Here is a 24,012-nt window from a genome sequence, read left to right as displayed (position 1 = left end):
CAACTCTATTTTCAGCGAGGTTTCTATGCTCTATCCCTGATGCAGCAAGCTCTCTAGGTACGTTGTCACCCGTTAAGCATCGGTACAGTATGCCAAGATCCCAGGGGTCTTGGGATGATAGTTATGATTTTCGGAGCACCCTGGGATCTCCTGGGATCTGTCGCTATCCAGACGTGCCTAAAAGTCAAAATAAATGTAAGGCAGGGTTTCTGCAGGGGCCAAAAGCCAGGCTAAGAGACTAAATAGGGGCACCAACAAGAGCTTGACTGGCCAACCCAGCTCTAGCTTCAGGCCTCGCTTGAAGGCATAGGACAGAGCCATCAACCCCACAACCCCCCAAAGCATCAGCATCAGTTCGCCGAAGGTAAAGCCTAGGGACTCTCGATAAACAAGTTGGCTAAACTGGGCATCAGCTGGGGTACCCCAGAACCGCTGCAAAGCCAGATTAAACTGCCGGGGAGCTGGTAGCCGGAAAAACAGCCAGCTAAAGAAGACTAGCCCTTGGGTGAGCCCCCAGCCGACCAAGATGCCGGGTCCACTCAACCAAAACTTGTGCAATGCTGGCAAAGTCTTGCCCACGGTTTGGGTCAGACGATGGATCACCAGCCCCGCCCCATGCAGCCCCCCCCAGATTAAAAAGCCCCAGTTATTGCCATGCCAGATCCCGGCCAGCAGCATCACTATCATCAAGTTGACACAGGTGCGGGCTAGCCCTCGACGTGATCCTCCCAGGGGAAAGTAAAGATAGTTGCGTAGCCAGTCCCCTAAGGTCATGTGCCAACGCCGCCAAAAGTCAGCCAGGCTGGTGGTGAAGTAGGGAAAATCAAAGTTTTTGGGGAGGGTAATGCCCATCAACAAAGCGCTGCCCCGGGCAATATTCACATAGGCACTAAAGTCGATGTACAGCTGCAAGCCATAGGCAAAGGTGGCCAGCCAAATATCGGCACTGCCCGCTCGCTCCAAGTTCTCAAAGCTGAGGTTTACCAAAATTGCAATGTGGTCGGCAAACAGCAGCTTTTTCATCGCCCCATAGGCAATTAACCACAGTCCTTCCACCGCCGTACTGAGCTCTGGGGCTTTTTGCTGCTCGACTTGGTCAATAAAGGGGTGAAAGCGGGTAATGGGGCCAGAAATCAGCTTCGGAAAATATAGCTTGTAGGCGGCAAAATCAGCAAAGTTAAGCGCCGCCGGGGAGCCCCGATACACATCCACCAGATAGGCGATGCACTCAAATACAAAGAAACTCAGCCCCAAAGGCATGACGACCCGCGTAAAGGTGCCTCCAGCTTCGGTGGTCAGCCAGTCTCCCAGGCCAATCAGCTGCAAAATCCCTTCCAGGTACTTAAACCCCAGCAGCAGGACCACATTGATGCCAATGCCCAGCCACAGTAGCTGAGTACGGCGCTGGTTCCAGCCGCGTTCAGCTAATTGCCACCGTTGGTTGGGTATGCGCCAGTCTAAAGGCGCAGCCAGGGCATTGCCAATAAAAAACGTTGCCAACATTAGAGCAACGATCAGCAGCAAAAATTGGACTTGCAACGAAGCATAAAAAATCAGGCTGGCAATCACCAGCAGCCAGAGGCGTGCTTGGAGAGATTCCAGCGCCCAAAATATACCAACAACGCTCAACAGAAATAAAGCGTAGGCGATAGAAGGCAGGGTCATGGCTAGGGCTGTGGGGAGGACTTAGGCCAGGCAATTAAAGGATCCTGGGCGAGTTGATTAGACACTTGATAAGCCCCATAGCGATTTAGGTGGCTCGGGTCTGAGAAGTAATCATAGCGAGTCGGCCACAAGTCGCCAAAGTCTCGAAACAGAAATCCAGATTCACGGGTAGACAGTCGCAGCATATGCTGCAAAAACTGCGCCTCAGCCTCTTGGCGATAGTCGTCTAGATATTCGTCGGTCAGTGGGGTGTTAATAAACACGATGGGAATGTTTTGGGCCTGGGTAAAGCTCAACAATGAGCCAAAGGCGTCAGACTGCTGCCCATCGAGCTGAAAGCTATCGTAGTCACCATCGTAGCGGCCTGATACCCTGGCATAGTTTTGGTAGTAGGTGGCCGGGTTGAACCGGACTGACAAGGGTAAGAAACCGTCGTAGTCGATCACACTGCCTTCAGGTATAGGCGCGTCTAAGGCTTCTTCAGGCAGGTTAGCGGTACTGGCAAACGAGGGCGTCATGGCAATCAAGCGATCTTGCAGCCAGGTTTTCAGCCGACTGCGCTCCCCGTGGACAGCAGACAAGTTGGCTAGCTGTTCGCTCATCCAAGTATCCATGGCAACATAGCTGTTGGGCAGCGAGTCAGCCGCTTGACCGTTACTCAGCAGTTCGCTGGCCTCCGCTGCATCGACGGTGGGGTCAGTCGCTAAATCATCGGCCCGGCGAGCCAACAGCTCTCGGTACCCGGGTGAGGCGACGATCGCATCATAGGTGACATCAACCCGGCCACTGTTAAACGCTCGGGCCCCATCGGCCCAGATAATCAGTTGAGGCTGTTGATCGGGCTTTAAGACTTGCCGAATCACCAAATCGACAACCTGGGCCGTGGCCCCATTAATGCCAAAGTTAAACACACTGAGATTGCTGTGGCCCATGGCCGCCAGTTCTTGGCGCAGGGCAGCCGGGTCAACCCCGCGTAAGGCTCGCGAACTGCCCACAATCAGCACATCGGGCGGCCCTGACTGTTCCAGCCGTTGATTGTAGAGGGCCACCTTTTCGTTGAGTTGTTGACTATTAAAGGTGTCATAGGGGGCTTGGGCCACGAGCTGGTCAATGGCCACCATTGGTTGATCAGGGCTGGTCGCTAAGGTGATGGTCTCCCCATCCACTGAGGTGAACCTTTCCTCTGCCGGGCGATCGCCGAATCCCCCGGGCTCAGCGCCATTTTGCCCGGGCCAAGTCAGTTGGGCCAGGTCTTCTTCAAATTCACTCCTAGGGGCCTCCTGCCCAGCTTGGTCGACACTGGTTTCGACGATTGGGTCAGCCTTGGCCGGATTCGTGGGCGGACTGAGCACTTGCCCTAGCAACCAGTCAATTTGTAGTGTGGCTAAAATGCCCACCGCAGCCCACACCACTGCAATTTTTACCCCATCGGCGATGGACGGGGTTGAAACCGATTCCACCACGGCCTCAGGGTCTTGGCTCGTAAAGAGATGGGACTGTACCAGCAGGTGCCGCCCCTGGTCAACCCAGTCGGCCACCCATGCCCCCAGGGCTAGATCCTCATCGTCCTCCAAGTCGGTGGCCAAATCTCCCTTGACCACAGGACCATGCACCCCAGGGCCATCGGGGCGCACCAAAAGCTCGTTGACGTAGGCATCAGAGGCGGTGAATTCTGGGGTTGACTCGGGGACTAACCGGGGCCGATCGTCAAAGAAGTCCTTGCCATAGCTCCAGGCCGGTTGCAGCTGGCCAGACCGACGGCCATAGATTCGGACCCCTTCAATCCCGGATGGACTGAGATCCATGAGATAGGCTTTAATCGGTGGGGCCACCAATCGCCGATGGGGGGTAACTGGGCTATCTACCATCACATGGAGCAGCTGATCGCGCAGCAGCAACTGTACCCGCAGCCCCCCTGTTGCAAGGCGGTCGTCCAAGTTCGGATTCAGCAGTCGGGTCAGCAAAAAGGCTAAGGCGGGTAGATCGCCAATCTGTCCCAAGTATTCTGGGGCATCGGCCAGGGCGGCATGCTCAGCAGCGGGTAAGTCGAGGTAGTGCACCCAATGGGGCGGGGCGTCTGTTGATCCTTGGCCATAAATCACCGCCCGATGGAGCCCCTGGGGGGCCAAGGTATCTAGGGTGGAGGTAATGGCGGCCACCACCTGGTCTTTGGCTTCAATGCCCTCCATCTGCTGGGTGTCATGATCCCCTGACTGGGGCTGGCAAACCAGATGCAGGGTCGTGTCAGCGGCCTCGGCATCGACCCCCAGATGCCAGCTTTCTAAGTTGACTGATAACAGGCGGGCGATCGCATCCACATCCCCCCAGCGGCCCCACTCCCGCAGCATTTCCTCTGGTGGAGTCAGGTCTATGCGCAGACTCCAATCGGGTTTACTCTCGCCGCGTACTTGCAGCAGTAGCACCGCATCTTTAAATTGCGTCAGCTGCAGCTGGCGCAGGCGTTCTGCCGTGGGCCTGGCGATCAGGGAGGGATCGGGGCTATAGGTGGCTTCACATAAAATCCACAGGCGCGGAATGTTGGTATCAGGGGCGATCGCCCCTGCATCTGTCGTTTCAGACTCAGGACCAGCCGCCAGCCCAGGGGAATCAGCAGGATCATCATCCGCATCAGTGTCAACCTGTGGAACAGATAGGTCCTGCAAGGTTTCGGTCGCAACCAGATCATCTGACCCAATCGCCATGCGATGTAACCGGGCCGTGCCTGGAATCGCCTTAATACTGACCCATACCCCTACATCCAAGGCACTTAGGGTTTCGCTCAAATACCAGGCGATCGCCTCGGGGTCCCCCTTACGGGCCAGACTGAGATTGGAAAGCACCATAGCATTATGGCTGCCCTGTCCCTGGTCAGACAGATCAGCCTTATCCTGCATGTAGCGCTCTAGCAAGGACTGGGCTGCCCTGGTATCCTTTTCATCCTGATGCTCTAGCACCAGCTGCGCCAGATGTCGCTCCAGCCGATTTAGATAAATCGGTGCCGTCCAATCTGGGTGCTGCTCCCCGGTACGGCGACTGTAGAGATAGAGCTGATACACCTGCGGATGGTGTTGCTGGACCAGGGAGTGACCATCAGCATCTAGCAGCGTACGCACCAGCTTCAGTAACACCGCTGACTGATCAAGCGGCTCAGACGTTTCACACAACACATGCAGGATGTTACCCCGCAGTTTGGTGTGCAGCTCTGCCATGGGAATTCCCATGCTGTCTTTCAGCCAATCCAAAACATTAGCCGCTGCCACGTTGAGGGTTTCGGGTGGTTTTGATACAGGCACAGGCATGGGTAATTGGCCCAACGCTTACATCTCGAATGCCCCAGAGTAGTCCAGGGGATTAGACCACATTAGCCATGTACACCCTAGTATCATCTGAGACGGAATTGACATTTACCTAATATATTAATGATCAGTGGCAAAGGTGGTGGCATTTCCTGCTGAAAGTCTCAGAAAAACTAGCCATCCTTTAACATTCGATGTCTTAACACACCTGTCATGTCCTGTCCCTCCCCTGAACAGATGGCGTCATGACGATGCTCTAGCCTTTTCAGCAGAGTCACCCTTGCTATGCTAGTTAGCGTTTATCGCTGTAATTCATTCCTCGTCCTATGCTGAGTTCATCCCTCCCCAGGCAAGCATGCCCGTTCTCGTCATCCTATGGTTCAGAGCTGCTGATTGGGCTGTTAGTTCCCCCAGTATTAGGTGGTATTTGGATTGCCCAAGGCCTGGCTGACGGGTTGATTCAAGCTGGACTAGTCAGCGAACAGATTTTTCGGGGCGAACGGCTTCCGAATCTGAATATGACAGCAGATAGTAACCAATAGATCACCACGGTGGCGTTGTTTGGTTTAATCCTGTTAAGGGGCTCTAGCTTCAACGGCCTTAGCTCGATAAGCTTCTCCCATATCAATTAATCCTATAGAATCTTTGCGATATCTCTGTTCTCTTCCTCTACAACGCCCATGAGTTCAACGCTGCCCACCTCAGGGGACACCCGGCCTACGGTCCAGACTTATCTGGCTAGTCAGCCTGACTCCCTGCCCAGTCAACCGTCTACCCAAGATTTATTGCTGCGCCATCGGTTGCGGGTTGTGGAAGATCTTTGGGAAAGTGTGCTGGAACATGCCTGTGGGCCTGAACTGCTTAATTTGCTTAAACAGTTACGGCAAATGTGCTCCCCCGAAGGACAGGCCCCCACCACAGATGAGGCCCGGGTGAAAGCCGTCGTTGACGTGGTGGAGGCCCTGGATCTGGAAAATGCGATCCGTGCCTCCCGAGCCTTTGCCTTGTATTTTCAGCTGATCAACATTGTTGAGCAGCACTACGAACAACGGGGGCAGCAGCAGCAATATCGAGCTGCCTACGATAATTCAGAGCTGGCCCAGCGGCAACGGCAATCTATTTTCATGGGTGATAGAGTCGGCACTGCCGATGGAGCCAATGGAGAAGAAGGGGGTGGCTCGTTCCAGGCCGATCTGCTGCACCGTAGTGTGGCCACCCCCGTCGGCGATCGCCAAGAAGCTGGTACCTTTCATCTACTATTTCCGGCGTTACGGCGGCTCAATGTTCCTCCCCAAATCATTCAAACCCTGATTGACCAATTAGATGTGCGCCTGGTGTTTACAGCTCACCCCACCGAGATTGTGCGCCACACCATTCGCGATAAGCAACGCCGTATTGCCAATATTTTGCGCCAGATGGATCAGGCCGAAGAGAGTGCCCAAGGCCTGGGCCTGACCTCGTCTTGGGAAATCGAAGAACTCAAGGATCAGCTGACAGAAGAAATTCGCCTCTGGTGGCGCACAGATGAGCTCCACCAGTTCAAGCCTTCGGTCTTAGACGAGGTGGATTACACCCTGCACTATTTCCAGGTGGTGTTGTTTGACGCCCTGCCTCAGCTCTATCAGCGGTTCGATCGGGCGATCGCCACTACCTTCCCAGAGCTCGACCCGCCGCGCCATCGCTTTTGCCGGTTTGGGTCCTGGGTGGGGGCCGACCGGGACGGCAACCCCTCCGTCACCCCCGAGGTCACCTGGAAAACCGCTGGCTACCAGCGCAACCTGGTCCTTCATAAGTACATCAGCTCAATTGATCGGCTGACCGACTTGCTCAGCCTCTCGCTCCACTGGAGTGAAGTGCTCCCCGAATTGCTCGAATCCCTCGAGCAAGACCAGGTGCGCATGCCCGATGTCTATGATCATCTGGCCATTCGCTACCGCCAGGAGCCCTACCGGCTGAAGCTGGCTTACATTAAGCAGCGGCTTGAAAACACCTACGATCGCAGCTTGCGGATGTACGAGGGAGACCCCTTCGCCGATAGTTATGCCGAACTCAGCAACAATGCCCCCTTCTACCGCTACGGCGAAGAGTTTTTAGCTGAGCTGCAGCTGATTCAGCGCAACCTGCAAGCCACTGGGCTCAACTGCCAAGACCTAGATACCCTAGTCTGCCAGGCCGAGATCTTTGGCTTTAACCTGGCCCAGCTCGATCTGCGTCAGGAAAGCTCCCGCCATTCCGACGCCCTAGACGAAATTACCCAGTATTTGCAAATTCTGCCCAAGCCCTATAATGAGTTATCAGAAGCCGAAAAGACGGCCTGGCTGGTGGCTGAACTGAAAACCCGGCGACCGTTAACCCCCCGGGAACTCCCATTTTCCGACAAAACTCAGGAAACCGTTCAAACCATGCGGATGATCCGCCAACTCCACCAGGAGTTTGGCCCCGACATCTGTTTCAGCTATGTGATCAGCATGAGCCACCATGTCAGCGACATGTTGGAGGTGCTATTACTGGCGAAAGAAGCCGGCCTCTATGACCCCGCCACAGAGTTGTGCAGCATTCAACCAGTGCCCCTGTTTGAAACCGTCGAGGATCTGCAGCGGGCCCCGGCGGTCATGCAGGAACTGTTTGAAACTCCGCTGTACCTGAGTATGCTGCGGGGTCGAGCCACTCAAGATGAGGCCCGCCGGGTCAACGATCCCACCATCCCGCCAGCGGTTCCCCTGCAAGAGGTGATGCTGGGCTATTCCGATAGCAACAAAGACTCAGGCTTTTTAAGCAGTAATTGGGAAATTCATAAGGCCCAGCAATCCTTGCAAACGGTGGCCGATCAGTTTCAGGTGTCCCTACGAATTTTCCATGGCCGCGGCGGCTCTGTGGGCCGTGGCGGTGGCCCTGCCTACGAAGCAATTTTGGCTCAGCCAGGGCGCAGCATCAAAGGACGCATCAAAATCACCGAGCAGGGGGAGGTGCTGGCCTCTAAATACAACCTGGCGGACCTGGCCCTGTACAACCTGGAAACAGTGACCACAGCGGTCCTGCAAGCCAGTATTCTCAGCAATAGCTTTGACGACATTCAACCCTGGAAAGACACCATGGAAGAACTGGCGGGCCGGTCCCGTCGCCACTATCGTCAATTAATCTACGAACAGCCTGACCTGGTCAATTTCTTCCATCAGGTGACGCCCATTCAAGAAATTAGTCAACTGCAAATTAGCTCTCGCCCAGCCCGCCGGGGTGGGAAAAAAGATCTAAGCAGTCTACGGGCTATTCCTTGGGTCTTTAGCTGGACCCAGGCCCGGTTCTTGCTGCCCTCCTGGTACGGAGTCGGCACAGCTCTGCAAGAGTTCTTAGACGAAGCGTCGGAAGAGCACCTGAAGCTATTGCGGTACTTCTACCACAAGTGGCCATTCTTCAAGATGGTGATTTCTAAGGTGGAAATGACCTTAGCCAAGGTCGATTTACAAATTGCTGAGCACTATGTCAGAGAATTGACTAACCCTGAGGACAAAGAGCGCTTTCTAGCACTGTTTGACGCCATTTCTGAGGAATTTTATCTCACCCGCTCAATGGTGCTAGAAATTACCGGTCAGGAACGCCTCTTAGATAACGACCCCGACTTACAGCGATCGGTCTATCTGCGCAATGGCACAATCGTACCCCTGGGCTTTTTACAGGTATCTTTGCTGAAGCGGCTACGCCAGTATAGAAACCAGGCCGCTACCGGGGTGATTCGCTCCCGCTACAGCCAAGGGGAGCTCTTGAGAGGGGCACTCCTGACCATCAATGGGATCGCCGCTGGTATGCGGAATACAGGTTAGATCCCAGGTCAATTTAAAATTCAGTGTGCTGAATTTTCACCGATGCAGTAAGCTTATCGGCAGGTTTCTCGATCGGCTGGTCACGCCGTCCGATGGGTAACCACTTAAACCCATAGGGATAGTTCATAGGTGAGGAGTGATCCAATGAAAAGCTTAGGGCGTTGGATGGGGCACACAATAGGAGCTGCACTGCTGGCCGTGTCTGCCACGGTAGCCGGTGCAATCCTCAATCCTGGTGCGGCTGAAGCTCAGGTAGCCTATGGCAGCTATGTGGGAATCGGGGTTGGGGTGGGCCTAACCAATGACCAAAATACAGGCCAGGGGGCTGGCGTTCAGGGCTTAATTGCGGGGCGCTATCGGTTTCTAGAAATGCCCATTTCCGTCCGAGGCCAAGCCTTTATTTTTGGCGATAATTTCGCCTTTGTGCCCACCGTTTCTTACGATGTTCCCCTCAATTGGAATACCGATGTCTACGTGGGTGCAGGGGTATCCTTTACCGGTGGCGGAGACTCCCCTTCAGTGGTTGGCAACAAGACCTCCTTTGTGTTGCAGCCCGGCATTGACCATATGTTCCCCAATAGCAACCTGGTGGCGTTTGGCAATGCGATTTTTGCCTTCGATGCTTACCGAGACGGCGGTAACATGGCCATCTCGGTCCAGGGGGGCATGGGGATTCAGTTTTAATCGGTTCGCATCGCTACCAATCTAAGCCAGACAGAGGGGCATGGGCTGAGTCACTTTAGGACAAATGTATTAAGATCGCCTTAGTCGCAGCAACAAAGGTGATCTATGTTGGCTCAGCCGTCTCCCCAACCGCCCCTTGGCTCAGTGATCCAAGGATCCCTGAGTCAGGGTCTGGAGGTGAGGCTCCACCCTGACGTGTCGGTAGAAGATATGCGGGTGGGCAAGTTTTTGGTGGTGCGGGGGGCGCGATCGCAGTTTTTCTGCATGCTCACCGATGTCACCCTAGGGACAGGTAGCCAGCGGATTCTAGCCCATCCCCCAGAGCCGTCTAATCTATTTTTGCAAGAGGTGCTGGCGGGCACAGGTACCTATGGCACCCTGAGTCTGACGCCGATGTTGATGTTTACCCAGCCAGAATCGGGGGGGGACAATGGGGCGATGGGAGGATGGGACGGCAAGCGGGAAGCCAAGGGGAAGGGGAAGGAGAAGCGTCAGAACAGTCGCTATGGGTCGCTGGAGGTACAGAGCAATGCTGACGTGGAGCTGCTGCCGGTCAAGACCATCCCAGCCCACTTTAGTCAGGTGTACGATGCCAGCGATCGCGACTTTCGGATCATCTTTGGTTGGGAAGACGACCCCCACCGTCGCAACTTTGCCATCGGTCAGCCCATCGACATGGATGTGCCCGTTTGCCTAGACCTAGACCGCTTTGTGGAGCGCAGTAACGGCATTTTTGGCAAATCGGGTACCGGTAAGTCTTTTCTGACCCGGCTACTGTTGGCGGGCACCATCCAGCGAGGGGCCGCCGTTAACTTGATTTTTGATATGCACTCTGAATATGGCTGGGAAGCGGTTAGCGAAGGCAAGCAGTTCAGTACCGTTAAGGGGTTGCGGCAATTGTTTCCCGGCCAGGTGCAGATGTTTACCCTCGACGCCGAAGCTACCCAACGGCGGGGGGTACGCGACGCCCAGGAGCTATTCATCAGCTTCGACCAGATCGATGTGGAAGATTTAGCCCTGGTGCGGGGAGAGCTGAATCTATCAGAGGCTAGCTTAGAAAATGCGATTATTTTGCGCAACGAGTTTGGCAAAAGCTGGATCAATCGTCTGCTGACGATGACTAACGAAGAAATCCAGGAATTTTGCGAGACCAAAATGGGCAGCAAGTCCTCGATTATGGCGCTACAGCGAAAGCTCACCCGCCTAGCCGATATTAAGTACATGCGGGCCACCAGCGCCAACAACTACATCAACCAAATTTTGGCAGCCCTCGACAATGGCCAGCATGTGGTGGTGGAATTTGGCTCCCAATCCAACATGCTGGCCTACATGCTGGCTACCAATGTGATTGCCCGCCGGATTCACGCCAGCTATGTCAAAAAGGCTGATCGGTTTTTACAAACCAAGAACGTGATTGACCGGCCCCGGCAGCTGATGATCACCATTGAAGAAGCCCATCGATTTTTAGATCCGGCCACGGCCCGCCAGACCATCTTTGGCACCATCGCCCGAGAAATGCGCAAGTACTTTGTCACCCTCTTAGTGGTTGATCAGCGCCCCTCGGGTATTGACAACGAGGTAATGTCACAAATTGGCACTCGGATTACGGCCCTCCTGAATGACGAAAAGGATATCGATGCCATCTTTACCGGTGTTTCGGGCGGACAGAGCTTGCGCTCGGTGTTAGCTAAGCTCGACTCAAAACAACAAGCTTTGGTCTTGGGCCATGCTGTACCGATGCCAGTGGTGGTGCGTACCCGAGCCTACGACGCCACCTTCTATGCCCAGGTGGGGGCTACCCCCTGGGAGGATCTGCCGGATGAGGTCTTGTTTAAGGCGTCAGAAGCGGCCCGCGCTGATTTAGGCTTTTAGCTTAGGCAGCGCCGCTTACGGAGTCGCTTCAGGTTCGCCATGGGGCCTAAAAGTTAGGGAGATTTGCTGTCGCCCCTCCCCTGCCTTTTAAGATACGGTGGTATAGTTACCCTGGTAGGTTCAGCTATCAACCTGAGTTTCGTTCACTGGCTATTGTCAAAACTATATAGCCCCAGCTAGAGGGCCAGAGTTGGGGTCCTCCAGCTCATCTGTATCTCTAGTTAAGTCCTATCCGTCGTACAGCTACCCCCAGGGCACAACTGTTCAACGGAGATTATTCCAGCTTAATCAACCTCTGTGTCCATAGCGTATCTCCCAGTCGATTGGCCGGTCTTGCCGACAGTCTGGAGGATCGTTAGCTAGGTCTAGAGAAAAGGGTCGGCTTAGCCCACTGCCCTCGGGGCACATTAGCAGAGCATCTTGGCTAGGATGCCCCGGCCACGCCAGCATTGGTTGCTGTGGTCATTAGCTGAGTTAGCGGCTTCTCTGTCATCGGACTGTCTGTTGTTTACCCTAAAAAAGCCCATAGCTGTGGACCTTTTTCCAGGGTCGTCCCAGTTGACGGCTCCCCTAAGGGGGGTCACCCACCTGTCACCTAACCCGAATTTTCCCTATTATTGAATCGTGTCTACCCTTGCTTTGTGCCTTTGAGCCAGATTTATGCAAGACCTTACCGCCAAACCCTCCCCCCGTTCCTCAGAAGCTCGCTCCTCAGAAGACAGTGCAATGGCGGAAATTCGCCATTACTACCAGTCCCATGAGCTGTTCCGCGATCGCTATCGTGTCCTGAAACGGCTGGGACGGGGTGGGTTTGGGGTCACCTACCTAGCCCAGTTAGCCCTGCTGCCTGGGGAACCCTACTGTGTGATCAAGCAGCTGTGTCCCAAAGCCCGCAATGAGCTGACCTTAGAGCGGGCCAAGGTGCGTTTTCGCCGCGAGGCTCGGGCTTTAGCTAGCCTCGGCAGTCATTCTCAGATTCCCCAATTGTTGGACTACTTCACCACCAACGGGGAGTTTTACCTAGTACAAGATTACGTCCACGGGGAAACCCTGTCCCAGGAGGTACGCCGCCAAGGTCGGCAAACCGAAGCCCAGGTAAAGTATTTCCTCCGGGAAATTATCCCAGTGATTCGATTCATCCATCGTAATCGGATCATTCATCGGGATATCAAGCCGCCTAATATTATTCGCAGCGATCGCGATCGCCGTCTGGTGCTGATTGATTTTGGCGCTGTGCGGGAGTTTTTAGTCGATGTGGATGGCCAGAGTAGTTTTCAGGCCCCCGCTACTCAGTTCGTGGGTACCCCTGGCTTTGCCCCACCGGAACAGTTAGCCCTGCGCCCCTGCTACAGCAGTGACGTCTATGCCTTGGGGATGACCTGCTTATATCTGTTGACGGCCCGTACACCGGTTGAGTTCGACCAAAACCCTTTGACCGGTGCCATTGAGTGGCATGGCATGGTAACGGTTAGCCAGCATTTTGCCACGGTCCTCGACAAAATGCTCAAGCCCGACCCCGAAAGCCGCTACACCTCCATTGACGAGGTCGCCCGGGCTTTAGAACTAGAGCCCCACATTGACGCTCTGTCTGGCTGTATGAATACCCGACAGCATCCCTTCCCCCATAGCGACACGCTACCCGAGGGAGAACTTAGCTCTGACGGGTACTTAACCCCCATCCAACGGGAGGCTCAAGCCATCCGCAAATGGCGGATGAAGCGTTTTCGGGACCGCCCTAATCCTCCAGACCGCCGCGCCGTTTACTAAGCGCACCGTTGGCTAGTACCCTGAACCCTGGACCGTGAACCGCACACCCTGAACCGTAAACCCTTTCCCCTTCTATAAGGCTACTTTTGCTCAGGGTGCCCCGCCTCAGGCCGCTGAGCCCCTAAGTCATTCAGCCGCCAAATAAATTGGTGCAGTTTGCCAAAGTCGCGATGGTTGAAATGCATCACCAGGCGAGGCAAGTGAGCTGTTTCATCCTGGCGCTCCTCCGGTAGCGCCCCTGATGACTGAATCGTTCCCTTGGCGAGAATGTCGCTAAACTCTTGATTGAGCACCTCAAGAGCAACCTCAGGCAACTGGCACTTGAGCCGAATCACTAAGCGATCGCCCACATAGCGGCAAGAATGATACACCCGATAGAAATGGCTAATCGCATAACAGGCGTCATCCACGTTATCGGTAATGGTGTAAAGGTTAGGGTCGTCCTCGCTAATTAAGCCCTGCTTGAGTAAATGGTTACGAATGTAATCATCCCAGCCTTGCCAGTAGCGGCCTCCGGGGTGGTCTACCATCACAATGGGCATTGGATCGGCCTTACCCGTCTGAATCAAGGTCAAGGACTCAAAGGCCTCGTCCTGGGTGCCGAAACCACCGGGGAATAAGACCAGAGCATCACTTTCCCGTAAAAAGAAGAGCTTACGGGTAAAGAAATACTTAAACTGAATCAGCTTAGGATTACCCTCCATCACCGGGTTAGCCCCCTGTTCAAAGGGCAACTGAATGTTGAGCCCAAAGGAATGTTCAGGCCCCGCACCAACATTGCCAGCCTCCATAATGCCGCCTCCAGCCCCAGTCATCACCATAAACCCCTGCTGGCTAATGTGATGGGCAAACAGGCGCGCCAACTGATAGTCAGGGTTATCGTTTGCTAAACGGGCCGAACCAAAAATCGTAATTTTACGGATATGGCGATGGGGATAAAAGACCTGGAATCCCTGCTCCATATCTAACAGGGCATTGTTTAAAATCTTCCAATCTAACCGGTCGGCCTCTCGCCCCATCATCCGCAGAATGGTTTCTAGAGCCTGGCGGATTAGTTTGCCATGGGCCATCGTGGGCAACTGCTCTAGCACCGTTGTTAAGTCTGCCTGCACATGATCCGGCAAATTAGAATGAATGGCAACCATAAGAGAGGGATCGTTGATGAGTAGCACTTCATTCTAACGAGAATTGCCTCCCTTACGGGTTAAATCTCCCTCATAGGGCACGCCTCCCAGATTGGCGGTATACGGTATACGATTCAGGATGTACTGTATGTACACCAGATTTGACTATATCTCTGTTCTGCTTCAAGACTGGATTCCTAGATCATTCAGGCGGCAAAAAAGCACCTGCCTTAGACCAGCAGATGCTTTTGGACATATCGACTGCTTAAGACAAGCGTTTGATGCAAGCTTCAAACACAAGTCTTAAGGCTCCGCCACTTTAGCAGGTTTCACGACTCTGACGAGGCGACTTTCCCCTAAGTAACTAATGGAATGCAAATTTCAGCTCGTGACACTTACAAATACTTCTCGAGGGTATTCGCCAGGGTTGTCTTAGGGACGGCACCAACAACCATATCTACCCGCTGACCATCCTTAAAAATCATCAGCGTTGGAATGCTCCGAATACCATATTGGCTGGCCACACTAGGATTTTCATCGGTGTTGACCTTGACCACCTTGATTTGACCGTCATATTGCTCAGCAATCTCCTCTACTACCGGAGCAACCATCCGACATGGACCACACCAAGGGGCCCAAAAGTCGACCAAGACGGGAACTGTACTTTCCAGAACTTCTTGCTTAAACGTAGAATCTGTGACCTGAGCGGCTGCCATGCCTAGTCTTCCTTGCCTTTCTTAAACACACGCCATCTTACCATAGCCAAAAACGGAGGGTTTTTAGCCATTGCCTAACAGAATAGAACACATTGGCCTGATCTACAGGGAACTGACATTAGAAAACTGACTATCCCAGAGGGCTGCGGAGCCGCTAAGGCTGGGTTCAAGGGGAATTTTGCCGGGCCTGATGGCAAACCATGACCAGGTCTACCTGAGAGGGGGCAATAAATGTCTAGGGCATCAGCACAGTGTGGCTAGCCACCGAATTTCTAGATCAAAATGTATAACATGTTTGCTGGTCTGGGGATGCCGAAGCCGGTTTTCTGTTCCGGTGCTCTAACCATCACCCCACATAAGAAACCGCCCAAGTCAAAAAGACCTGGGCGGAGTGTGGTGTGAGGAGTGAACGGAATGTTAGTTCCGTTTTTTATATTCTACAGTGGACAATTGCAAATCTGCCACCCAATAGTTGTCTGTTTGGGTGACTAATGATACGCATCCTTGGCCAGATAGGTGACCGGCTACTTGCCCATCCCCAATTGTTGAGCTTTCTGATACACCTTGCCCTCAGTCAGTAGCGAGGGGGCAATCACCACTTCCACCTGTTGCATTTCCTTCAGGTTTTTGGCCCCTAGGGTGCCCATGCTGGTCTGCAATGCCCCTAGGAAGTTGTGGGTGCCGTCATCCAGTTGGGCTGGCCCCCGCAAGATTTGCTCTAGGCTACCCGTGGTGCCAACCCGAATCCGGGTGCCCCGGGGCAGCACTGGGCTAGGGGTGGCCATGCCCCAGTGGAACCCTCGCCCCGGGGCTTCAGCTGCTCGGGCAAAGGGTGACCCAATCATCACCCCATCGGCCCCACAGGCAATACATTTGCAGATGTCGCCCCCGGTGACTAACCCGCCATCGGCAATCAGGGTGACATAGCGCCCTGTGGTCTGAAAATACTCGTCACGGGCGGCGGCACAGTCAGCCACAGCGGTAGCCTGAGGCACCCCAATACCGAGCACACCCCGGGAGGTACAGGCTGCCCCTGGGCCAATGCCCACCAGGACGCCCGCCGCTCCAGCTTTCATCAAATTCAAGGCCACATCATAGGTGACGCAGTTGCCTAAGATCACTGGCATAGGCATGGCGGCACAAAAGTTAGCCAAATCTAGGGGCGCGATCGACTCAGGGGAGAGGTGGGCCGTGGAGACCACGGTGGCCTGCACGAATACCAAGTCGGCTCCGGCAGCGGCCAAGGTCTCGCCAAACTTGGCGGCGCCGGCAGGGGTAACGCTGACCGCAGCAATGCCGCCCCCAGCCTTAATGTCTTGAATTCGCTGACTGATCAGGGCTGGTTTAATTGGCTCGGCATAGAGCGACTGCATCAAGCCCACAAACTCGTCTTTGCCCACGGCTGCAATTTTATCGAGGACTGGGTTGGGGTTCTCGTAACGGGTCTGAATGCCTTCTAAGTTCAAAACCCCTAGAGCCCCCAGTTGAGATAACTGGATTGCCATAGACACATCGATGACGCCATCCATGGCACTGGCGATAATTGGAATCTCCCGCTCAATCCCACCGATCTGCCAACGAGTGTCAGCTAAGCTGGGATCCAGAGTTCTGGGGCCAGGTACCAGCGCAATTTCATCAATTCCATATGCTCTACGAGCTGTTTTGCCACGACCAAGTTGCATATTCACGTCGATTTGTTCCCCGAAACCATTAGGCTAGCCTAGCAAAAAAGGATTCTCAGCGAGCAAGGAATTCCATCGGCAACTACAGTTAGTAGTGAATAATGGTACAGGTTAGAGATTGTTTCAAAGCTGGCCTGTTATCGTCTTGTAGGCATGTCTGTGAACCTATCATCATTGAGTTTTCTCCGTAAAATGCGATCGCCGAATCGGCAGTTTGCGGTTATTGGCTTAGGCCGTTTTGGCCGGGCCGTGTGCGGTACATTGCATGGTCTAGGCTATGAGGTGTTAGCGGCCGATACCGATGAACGCCGAGTTAGCCAGGCTCTGACCGATCAAATCGCCGCCCATGCTCTCCAACTGGATACCACCCAGCCCAGTGCCCTGAAAGAAGCTGGCATTACTGATTTTGATACGGTAATTGTGGCGATCGGCAACTACGTGGAAGAAAGCATCATTACCACCCTTAACCTGAAGGAAGCAGGGGTGAAAAACGTGGTAGCCAAGGCATCGTCAGAGATTCATGGCAAGCTTTTAGACCGGGTAGGGGCTGACCATGTGGTGTTCCCAGAACATGAAATGGGCTGCGAGTTGGCCCGCTCCCTCACCTCCCCGGGGATTCTAGATCGATTTGAAATTGACCCTGACCACAGCATTGCCGAGGTAGTGGTACCTGAAGCCTTCGACCAAAAGACCATCGTGGATTTGGATTTGCGCAACCGCTATGAGCTCACCCTGTTGGCTATCAGCCAAAACGGCCAGGCTGACAAATTTGAAATTAACCCCAGTCCTGTCACCCGCCTGCAATCTGGGGGATTAATGGTGGTCATTGGCAGTAATAAGGGGCTAGAAAAGTTACCGGTCTAGCTGCACAAGTCGGATATCTCGATTATCGTCGTCGTTTCAGGCAGTTTATCCATGCGGGTTATTGGGCTAATTAGCGGCACATCGATTGATGGTATTGATGCCGCCCTGGTGGAGATTGAGGGGGCAGGATATGCCATCACCGTCCACTACGTCGATGGTCTCACCTATCCCTACCCCACCGACTTAAAACAGCAGATTACCCAGGTGTGCGCTGGACATCCCCTGGCCATGGCCGATCTAGCCACCCTTGACGATGCCATTGCCCATGAGTTTGTCCAGGCGGCCCAAGCGTTGATGGCCCAAGCTGGCTCGACCGACTTAGTGGCGTCCCATGGCCAAACGGTGTTTCACCGGCCAGTGGAGCCCGGCAACCGCCTGGGCTACAGTGTGCAACTTGGTCGGGGAGCGGCGATCGCCCGTCAGGTCAACTGCCCTGTGGTCAGTGATTTTCGCCGAGCCGACCTGGAAGCTGGCGGTGAAGGGGCTCCCCTAGTGCCGATTGTAGATCTGTGTTTGCTCAGCCATGCCCAGCAGCGGCGCTGTGTGCAGAACATTGGCGGCATTGGCAATGTCACCTATCTGCCCCCCTGGCCCCAGCGGCAAGCGATCCCCCCTAAGGTATTGGGGTGGGATACTGGCCCTGGCAACTCACTGATTGACATTGCCATGACTACCCTATCTGAAGGCACCCTAACCTACGATCGCGACGGCACCTGGGCGTCTCAGGGCACAGCATGCTTAGACCTGGTGCAGCAGTGGCTAAAGCACCCCTACTTTGCCCAACCCCCGCCCAAGTCTACTGGACGGGAGCTGTTTGGCTGGAGCTTTTTTAACCAGTGTTTCCCTATGGCTCAGCAGCGGGGCCTGAGCCCGACCGATCTGGTGGCAACCCTGACAGAATTTACAGCCGCCGCCATCGCCCAAGAATACTTGACCTTTTTACCCGATCAACCAGATGCCATTTTGGTGGGGGGCGGTGGCAGTCGCAACCCAGTGCTGATGGACCGACTCCAGGCCTACTGCCCAGACTGTCCGGTGATGTCGACGGATGTAGTCGGCCTATCGGCCAGCTATAAAGAGGCGATCGCCTTTGCCGTCCTAGGCTTTTGGCACTGGCAGCGGTTTCCAGGGAACTTACCCACCGTGACCGGGGCTACTTTACCGGTTGTGCTAGGGCACCTTAACTATCCGTAGAGCCTTCTAGCTGATTATCTAGTATGGACTGCGCTTAAGATATTCCAGCGATCAGCGTCAGACGCCAGCTTAGACTTGGGCTAAACTGAGTCAGGGAGCATAGTCTGGATGCTCACCAAAATGATGCCGGATAGAGCCGTTAGCGCCAGAACAATGAGCGCCATAGCATAGTGGGGATGTATGGTTTGGGGAGCAGCCCGTGGTTCATAGCTTTTTAATTGAACCAGGACGTTGGACATTGCAAGGCAGTTGGATTGAACGAGACCGACTACCGGTGCCTGTCAAGGGGAAAATTTTGGTCGCCTGGAGCCGGGACGACTGGTTTACGATGGTGATGAAATTGATTTTTCCCGATGCCCAGCCCCAGGAAATGGCCTTGCAGTATCGGGGTCGGCTGACTAGCGGAGACTGCCAGTATACCTTTGTGCTACAGCACAGCCTATTGGGGCGGGTAGAAGGCGAAGGCTGGGTGGCTCCTGACTCCATTATTCAACGGTATTGGGCCTTGGGCGATCGCCAACGCCGAACTGGTTTTGAAACCCTGTATCGGCTGAATCAGCAGCAATATCATTTATCCAGCGGCATTATGACCGGGCACTACCTTACCAGTGCCATGGAAGCGACGCTGCAATTACAAGGTTCGGGTACACCTGGGAGTTAGTATCGAGTTAGCCTCTAAGTGCAAGGGGTCTTATCAGGGTGTGCGTGCCAGAGTATGTAAATGATTAGGTCAACCGTCCAAAACCTAACAAGAGCCTGAGACTTGGTGCCAATTTCGGTCTAACGGTTGTCTAAATGGGCATGCTAGAGATATACGCCACAGTGGTTAGCTCAAAGCTAATGGTTGATTCAAACTTAGGTTGTCAGTTAGCAAATCGCTACGAACTCATGGAGCCCCTGGGGCAGGGGTCGATGGGCAGGGTTTACCTGGCCGAAGATACCCTGCTGGGCGGGGTCAAAGTTGCCGTTAAATTTTTATCGCAAACCTTGCCTGGGGAAAGTCTAAGGCAACGCTTCATGCAAGAAGCAATGACCTGTGCCCAGCTAGGACAAAAAAGTATTCACGTTGTCCGAGTAACAGACTATGGCGTCAACGAAGACGGAGTTCCGTTTTACGTCATGGAGTACCTCAAAGGGCAAAGTTTAAGCCAGCTAATTAACCAGGAACCCTTGCCCATTCCTCGGTTTCTGGGGCTGATCCGTCAACTGTGCCTGGGGCTACAGGCCGCCCATGACGGCATTACCCTCAAAGGGCAAGCCGAGCCAGTGCCAATTATCCATCGGGATATCAAGCCCAGCAACATCATGATTATCCAGGATCCGACCCTAGGGGAACTGGCAAAAATCCTAGACTTTGGCATCGCCAAGTTGGTACAAACAGGCAGCGATCAAACCAACTGCTTTATGGGTACCCTGGCCTATGCCTCCCCTGAACAGATGGAGGGCCTAGAACTCGATAACCGTTCCGACATTTATAGCCTGGGCATCTTAATGTTCCAGATGCTGACTGGCCATTTACCCCTGAGGGCCAATAGTCACACCTTTGGTGGCTGGTACAAGGTGCATCAACAAGACACCCCAAAGCGCATCAGCGATGTAGACGGCAACCTTAAGATTCCTAAGCTTCTAGAAGACCTGGTGCTAGGCTGTATGGCGAAACAGCCCAGCGATCGCCCCCATAACATTCAAGCTATCTTGCAGGCTCTGGAGCCCCTCGAGTCTCGCTATGTTAACGGCTTTCGTATTAGTCAGCGGATTGGCACCACCCTGACCCGGGTACCAGTAACCCGCCAGCCCTCCCCAGAAGAAGGGTTAGCCGAAGACCAAGCCTGTCGTCTTACCGTCTGGCCGCAAACCAAGCCGATTGCTGAAATTGTCTTTCCTCACCTGTTGCCCAGTAGCCAGGGGAACTTAGCTACCCTATGGGCCATGATGCCTGGAGTGGAGATTAACCGACGGCTGATTAGCACGCGTTATAACACCTTCATCTGCACCATGTCTCCCCATCCCATGATGCTGTGGTTGACCGTGTTATATAGCAGTGCCCATGGGGCTCGCTGGTTGCCCTGCTACATTGACCTCAAAACTTCCCAAGGGCAAACAATAGCAGGGCTCCTGGGGCAGACTGGCGTCTATAAACTTCTCCTGTTTGCCCTAGAGAACCCCCGCCGCTGTGCCCATGTGCTCACCTGCACCGTTGCCCAACCCCAATGCAGTATGTTGCAAGAGTGGGCGATCACAGCCCGTAGCCGACCTTCCCTCGGCGCTACCGCCACCAGCCGAGACCTGTTGCGCAATGAGCTGAACACAGCCCTTAAGCCTCGGGTGCTGCAAAAGCTAGAGTCTATCTATGTGGATACTGGTGCTAATTGGTCAGAGTAAGGGATGCCAAGGCAGGGGTTTATTAGGACGGGATGTACAATACCGGGTGCCAACTCTGGCGCAACACCTCCCGAGCTAGGCTAGGGGCCGACCACTTAAACAGTCCTCCACCATCGCTTGAACAAATGGCGATCGCCCCAATGTCATGCTTTTCGGCTACAGCCATAATTTCCTGAATGGGATCCCCTTTGACGATGTTAATGTTAACCACCAGGTTCAAAGCCGCCAAGTCGGCTTGTACTTGTTCCAACTCTTGCTGGGCCTCCTGCATCGGATGATCTCCCTGCAGTTCTCGACGAACAGTATCGTCGATCACCCGTAGTAATCTGACCCTCTCCAATACTGAATTCGGGTTGTTTTGCACTTGTTTGCGAATATAGTCGACCAGTACTTTGCTTCCAGGGGAACCATCATAGGGGAGCAGCAGATACCGGAAGAGATGACGACAGCGCAAGGACAGTTCTTCTGTCGTGTAGGTAGCAACCAGCTGAGGGCGTAAAATGATCAATGGTACACCAGATTTTTCTGACAGCTGTGTGGTTGTGCTGCCAAACAGCTTTTCTTCCAACATGGTGCGGGTGGGTGTTCCTAGAAAGATGACATCCACCTGGTACTGCTTGGCCAACCGCACAATATTATCGCCAGGGCGCCCCATCAGGACTTCAACGACAACCTCTACGTCCTCCGGCACTTCCCTTAGCAGTTGGGTCAACTGGTCTTTAGCCTCCGCCAGTTTTTCAGGCTCTTCCCGAGGAATTTCCCGCTCTGTCTCAATCGGCACATTGTGAAAAAAGATCAGTGACTGAAACCCTCCCTTGGCCAGGCTTGGTGCAAACTGAGCCAAACGATAGATGCCATCGGTAAAGTCCGTACAAATCAGAGCCCGTCGAAACATAATCTCCTCTTCTGGGTAAGACAATGGGTACAAGGCAAGCCGATTGCCATCCACACCAACCATGCCCTCAAAGGGCTACAGTTTTGGCCTTATTTATTACCATAACCCCTGAACGAGGCATTTAACCCAGAAGGTCCTGACCGGTTCGTTAACCAGACTCAGCTCTATCACAGCTGCGTCAGCACCCTTTTGGAGATAGGTTCCTAGAAAGATAAGTGATGAGTGCAGCCTTCAGTTGCCATAGGATCAGTCAATCCAATGACGACCATCATGCAGATCAATGGCATGACATCCCAGATAACCCTGAAATCTACCTATGTTCCTAGGCTTTATTGCTTCCAGTGTTTCTTTGTCTTTGAATAAAATTATGCTCTAACATCCGCCCTGGACGGATCATAAAGCTAGGTCTTAAAAATCAGCAAGAAGAAGTAGAACTATAGAATTAGTGACAAGCATCGAAGCTGACGCCCCAACATCCCCAGCCTGATTCTCAGAACCTTGCGAGAGAGGGAGGTCGCCGTCTTCAGTGCGTTAACTCGGACGGTCGGCTATGGGACTAAATCTGCGGGTTAGGGCCAATACCCCACTCATGCTTCAAAAAGTGTTTATACATGGTTTCCCGCATCATCATTTGCTCATAAAGCTTAACCAGGAACTGCTGAGCCTGTTCTCGGCTCATTTTGTCAACCTGGGTCTCGAAAGACTTGAGGTTGAACTGCTGTTCCAAAGAGAGTTGCATCGGTTCATTCATGGATTTACTCCTGAGAGAGAACAACACCCCCAAACGGGGATCAATAGCCCTAAACCAGAATCCAGCCTGCAAAGGCCTAGAAACTGGATAGTTAGCCAAAAAGCCACGACATGAGAGATCGGACCTGGCCATAACCACAACATGGGAATGTACCATTGCTGATCATTTTACGAAATATAACAATCATTTGACAATAGTGCATCCGTCTTTGGGATCAAAAGGGGCTATAGCAATTCATCCCACAGACGTCACCTCCCTACCCTGGTTTTACACTTATTTACCAACTGTCTCTAAGTAAAAATGCTCAGAGTAAACTTCTTTCTGGATTTTTTAGCTGTTGTAGCCACAGGCCCTGGTACGGAGGCCTAGTGGTTTGTCAAATCAGATCATGAGAGCTCTCGGCAGTTGGGTGGAATGAAGTGTTCGCGTTCGCGTAGGGTGTGCTCTGGACTCAGCGTCGCCAGGGGAGCAAACCCAACAGCAGTAAGCCCTGTTAGGTTTACTAGCATTTCACCCAACCTCCAGATTTAAGCTTGACAGACCACTAGGCTAGGAAGCAGACGCTTTCTCAGCCAGTAGATTGACGACCACGACCGTAATGTTGTCCCGCCCTCCCCGCTGCTTGGCGGCATTAACCAGGGCCGTTGCAGCGGCCTCACAAGCCCGCACGGACTTAAGTTGCGAGGCAATTAAATGATCTGACAATTCTTCAGTGAGGCCATCACTGCACAACATCAGGCGATCGCCAGACTGCACCTGAATAGGCTGCACCTCAATCTGGGCTAAATCTTCCCGTCCTAGGCACTGGGAAAGGACATGGCGCCAGGGATGATTGCGAGACTCTAGGGCCGTTAACTCCCCTTCTCGAATGGCTCGGGCAATCCAGGTGTGGTCTTCTGTCAGTTGCTCAAGCAAATGACCTCGAAGACGATATAGGCGAGAATCGCCGACATGGGCGCACCAGGGTTGGGCATCCTGGTCACGAAAGGTCAAGATAACCACAGTGGTACCCATATCCGCCCGCTCAGGATAGCGACGCTGGTCAGCCAAAATGGCCATATTCGCCTGACCAAGCGCTTTTTTCAGCAGGGTTTCTGTCGGCACTTCGCCGTGCCAATGCTGGTCTAGAAAGGTTTTGATGGTTATTGTGGCTAATCGGCTGGCCTCTTGCCCGCCAGCATGCCCACCCATGCCATCGGCCACAATAAAGAAGCGCCCATCAGGATCAATGTAGTAGTCATCCTGGTTGCTCGTGCGCACCAACCCAGGATCAGACAATCCTGAAAACTGGCAATCTACCAT

Annotated in this window: 16 protein-coding genes; 8 read left to right on the top strand and 8 right to left on the bottom strand. The window is 53.7% G+C overall.

All coding sequences use genetic code 11. The annotated features are described in order from the left end of the window. Positions 1-177 precede the first annotated feature (177 nt). Both E1H13_RS07500 and E1H13_RS07495 read right to left on the bottom strand, forming a co-directional pair. Positions 178-1,665 carry an MBOAT family protein gene (locus E1H13_RS07500; protein WP_169612779.1) on the bottom strand — a complete coding sequence of 496 codons (1,488 nt, stop codon included), beginning with the start codon at positions 1,663-1,665 and terminating at the stop codon, positions 178-180. A 2-nt stretch (positions 1,666-1,667) separates the two neighbouring features. Further along, positions 1,668-4,964, bottom strand: coding sequence for a DUF1574 domain-containing protein (locus E1H13_RS07495; RefSeq protein WP_169612778.1), 3,297 nt, complete (start codon positions 4,962-4,964; stop codon positions 1,668-1,670). Between the two features lie 677 nt (positions 4,965-5,641). Between E1H13_RS07495 and ppc the strand changes: the two genes are divergently transcribed. The 4 genes from ppc (at position 5,642) to E1H13_RS07475 (ending at position 13,102) form a co-directional block, all read left to right on the top strand. Further along, positions 5,642-8,779, top strand: coding sequence for a phosphoenolpyruvate carboxylase (gene ppc / locus E1H13_RS07490; protein WP_169612777.1), 3,138 nt, complete (start codon positions 5,642-5,644; stop codon positions 8,777-8,779). 144 nt (positions 8,780-8,923) lie between these two features. Continuing rightward, positions 8,924-9,463, top strand: a complete 540-nt coding sequence (locus E1H13_RS07485; protein ID WP_240966518.1) for a hypothetical protein — start codon at positions 8,924-8,926, stop codon at positions 9,461-9,463. A 105-nt stretch (positions 9,464-9,568) separates the two neighbouring features. After that, a complete protein-coding gene (locus E1H13_RS07480; protein ID WP_169612776.1) occupies positions 9,569-11,335 on the top strand; it encodes an ATP-binding protein in 1,767 nt (588 codons plus the stop codon). Positions 11,336-11,995: 660 nt separating this feature from the next. Continuing rightward, a complete protein-coding gene (locus E1H13_RS07475) occupies positions 11,996-13,102 on the top strand; it encodes a serine/threonine-protein kinase (protein ID WP_169612775.1) in 1,107 nt (368 codons plus the stop codon). Between the two features lie 80 nt (positions 13,103-13,182). Here the strand turns inward: E1H13_RS07475 and E1H13_RS07470 are convergent, their stop codons facing one another. The 3 genes from E1H13_RS07470 to E1H13_RS07460 form a co-directional block, all read right to left on the bottom strand. Beyond that, a complete protein-coding gene (locus E1H13_RS07470) occupies positions 13,183-14,247 on the bottom strand; it encodes an LOG family protein (RefSeq protein WP_169612774.1) in 1,065 nt (354 codons plus the stop codon). Between the two features lie 374 nt (positions 14,248-14,621). After that, positions 14,622-14,942: a thioredoxin gene (gene trxA / locus E1H13_RS07465; RefSeq protein ID WP_169612773.1), complete on the bottom strand. Its 321-nt coding sequence runs from the start codon at positions 14,940-14,942 to the stop codon at positions 14,622-14,624. A 524-nt stretch (positions 14,943-15,466) separates the two neighbouring features. Beyond that, positions 15,467-16,630, bottom strand: coding sequence for a GuaB3 family IMP dehydrogenase-related protein (locus tag E1H13_RS07460; RefSeq protein WP_169612772.1), 1,164 nt, complete (start codon positions 16,628-16,630; stop codon positions 15,467-15,469). A gap of 153 nt (positions 16,631-16,783) precedes the next feature. Between E1H13_RS07460 and E1H13_RS07455 the strand changes: the two genes are divergently transcribed. From E1H13_RS07455 to E1H13_RS07440, 4 genes are all read left to right on the top strand, one after another. Further along, the gene (locus E1H13_RS07455; protein WP_169612771.1) at positions 16,784-17,488 is read left to right on the top strand and encodes a TrkA family potassium uptake protein; all 705 of its coding nucleotides are present in this window, start codon (positions 16,784-16,786) and stop codon (positions 17,486-17,488) included. 51 nt (positions 17,489-17,539) lie between these two features. Continuing rightward, positions 17,540-18,682, top strand: coding sequence for an anhydro-N-acetylmuramic acid kinase (locus E1H13_RS07450; protein WP_169612770.1), 1,143 nt, complete (start codon positions 17,540-17,542; stop codon positions 18,680-18,682). A gap of 199 nt (positions 18,683-18,881) precedes the next feature. Next, positions 18,882-19,343, top strand: a complete 462-nt coding sequence (locus E1H13_RS07445) for a hypothetical protein (RefSeq protein ID WP_169612769.1) — start codon at positions 18,882-18,884, stop codon at positions 19,341-19,343. 179 nt (positions 19,344-19,522) lie between these two features. Continuing rightward, on the top strand, positions 19,523-21,064 hold the full coding sequence (locus tag E1H13_RS07440) for a serine/threonine-protein kinase (RefSeq protein WP_169612768.1): 1,542 nt from the start codon (positions 19,523-19,525) through the stop codon (positions 21,062-21,064). 22 nt (positions 21,065-21,086) lie between these two features. On the opposite strand, the gene E1H13_RS07435 is transcribed toward E1H13_RS07440, so the two are convergent. The 3 genes from E1H13_RS07435 to E1H13_RS07425 all read right to left on the bottom strand — a co-directional run bounded on the left by E1H13_RS07435 (position 21,087) and on the right by E1H13_RS07425 (position 24,012). Then, entirely contained in the window at positions 21,087-21,959 is an 873-nt protein-coding gene (locus E1H13_RS07435; protein WP_169612767.1) for a universal stress protein, read from the bottom strand. 556 nt (positions 21,960-22,515) lie between these two features. Then, positions 22,516-22,710: an NblA/ycf18 family protein gene (locus E1H13_RS07430; RefSeq protein WP_169612766.1), complete on the bottom strand. Its 195-nt coding sequence runs from the start codon at positions 22,708-22,710 to the stop codon at positions 22,516-22,518. A 549-nt stretch (positions 22,711-23,259) separates the two neighbouring features. Continuing rightward, positions 23,260-24,012, bottom strand: a complete 753-nt coding sequence (locus tag E1H13_RS07425; protein ID WP_169612765.1) for a PP2C family serine/threonine-protein phosphatase — start codon at positions 24,010-24,012, stop codon at positions 23,260-23,262.

Origin of the sequence: Nodosilinea sp. P-1105 (assembly GCF_012911975.1) — a bacterium.
In the GTDB taxonomy this organism is placed as follows: domain Bacteria; phylum Cyanobacteriota; class Cyanobacteriia; order Phormidesmidales; family Phormidesmidaceae; genus Nodosilinea.
The sequence above is the reverse complement of the archived record's forward strand: the minus strand, read 5'-3'. Positions and strand labels throughout refer to the sequence as shown.

Coding starts and splice junctions, on each gene's coding strand:
- E1H13_RS07440 (WP_169612768.1), top strand. CDS start 19,523: ATGGTTGATTCAAACTTAGGTTGTCAGTTAGCAAATCGCTACGAACTC.
- E1H13_RS07480 (WP_169612776.1), top strand. CDS start 9,569: ATGTTGGCTCAGCCGTCTCCCCAACCGCCCCTTGGCTCAGTGATCCAA.
- E1H13_RS07475 (WP_169612775.1), top strand. CDS start 11,996: ATGCAAGACCTTACCGCCAAACCCTCCCCCCGTTCCTCAGAAGCTCGC.
- E1H13_RS07470 (WP_169612774.1), bottom strand. CDS start 14,247: ATGGTTGCCATTCATTCTAATTTGCCGGATCATGTGCAGGCAGACTTA.
- E1H13_RS07425 (WP_169612765.1), bottom strand. CDS start 24,012: ATGGTAGATTGCCAGTTTTCAGGATTGTCTGATCCTGGGTTGGTGCGC.
- E1H13_RS07430 (WP_169612766.1), bottom strand. CDS start 22,710: ATGAATGAACCGATGCAACTCTCTTTGGAACAGCAGTTCAACCTCAAG.
- E1H13_RS07450 (WP_169612770.1), top strand. CDS start 17,540: ATGCGGGTTATTGGGCTAATTAGCGGCACATCGATTGATGGTATTGAT.
- E1H13_RS07500 (WP_169612779.1), bottom strand. CDS start 1,665: ATGACCCTGCCTTCTATCGCCTACGCTTTATTTCTGTTGAGCGTTGTT.
- ppc (WP_169612777.1), top strand. CDS start 5,642: ATGAGTTCAACGCTGCCCACCTCAGGGGACACCCGGCCTACGGTCCAG.
- E1H13_RS07435 (WP_169612767.1), bottom strand. CDS start 21,959: ATGTTTCGACGGGCTCTGATTTGTACGGACTTTACCGATGGCATCTAT.
- E1H13_RS07485 (WP_240966518.1), top strand. CDS start 8,924: ATGAAAAGCTTAGGGCGTTGGATGGGGCACACAATAGGAGCTGCACTG.
- trxA (WP_169612773.1), bottom strand. CDS start 14,942: ATGGCAGCCGCTCAGGTCACAGATTCTACGTTTAAGCAAGAAGTTCTG.
- E1H13_RS07495 (WP_169612778.1), bottom strand. CDS start 4,964: ATGCCTGTGCCTGTATCAAAACCACCCGAAACCCTCAACGTGGCAGCG.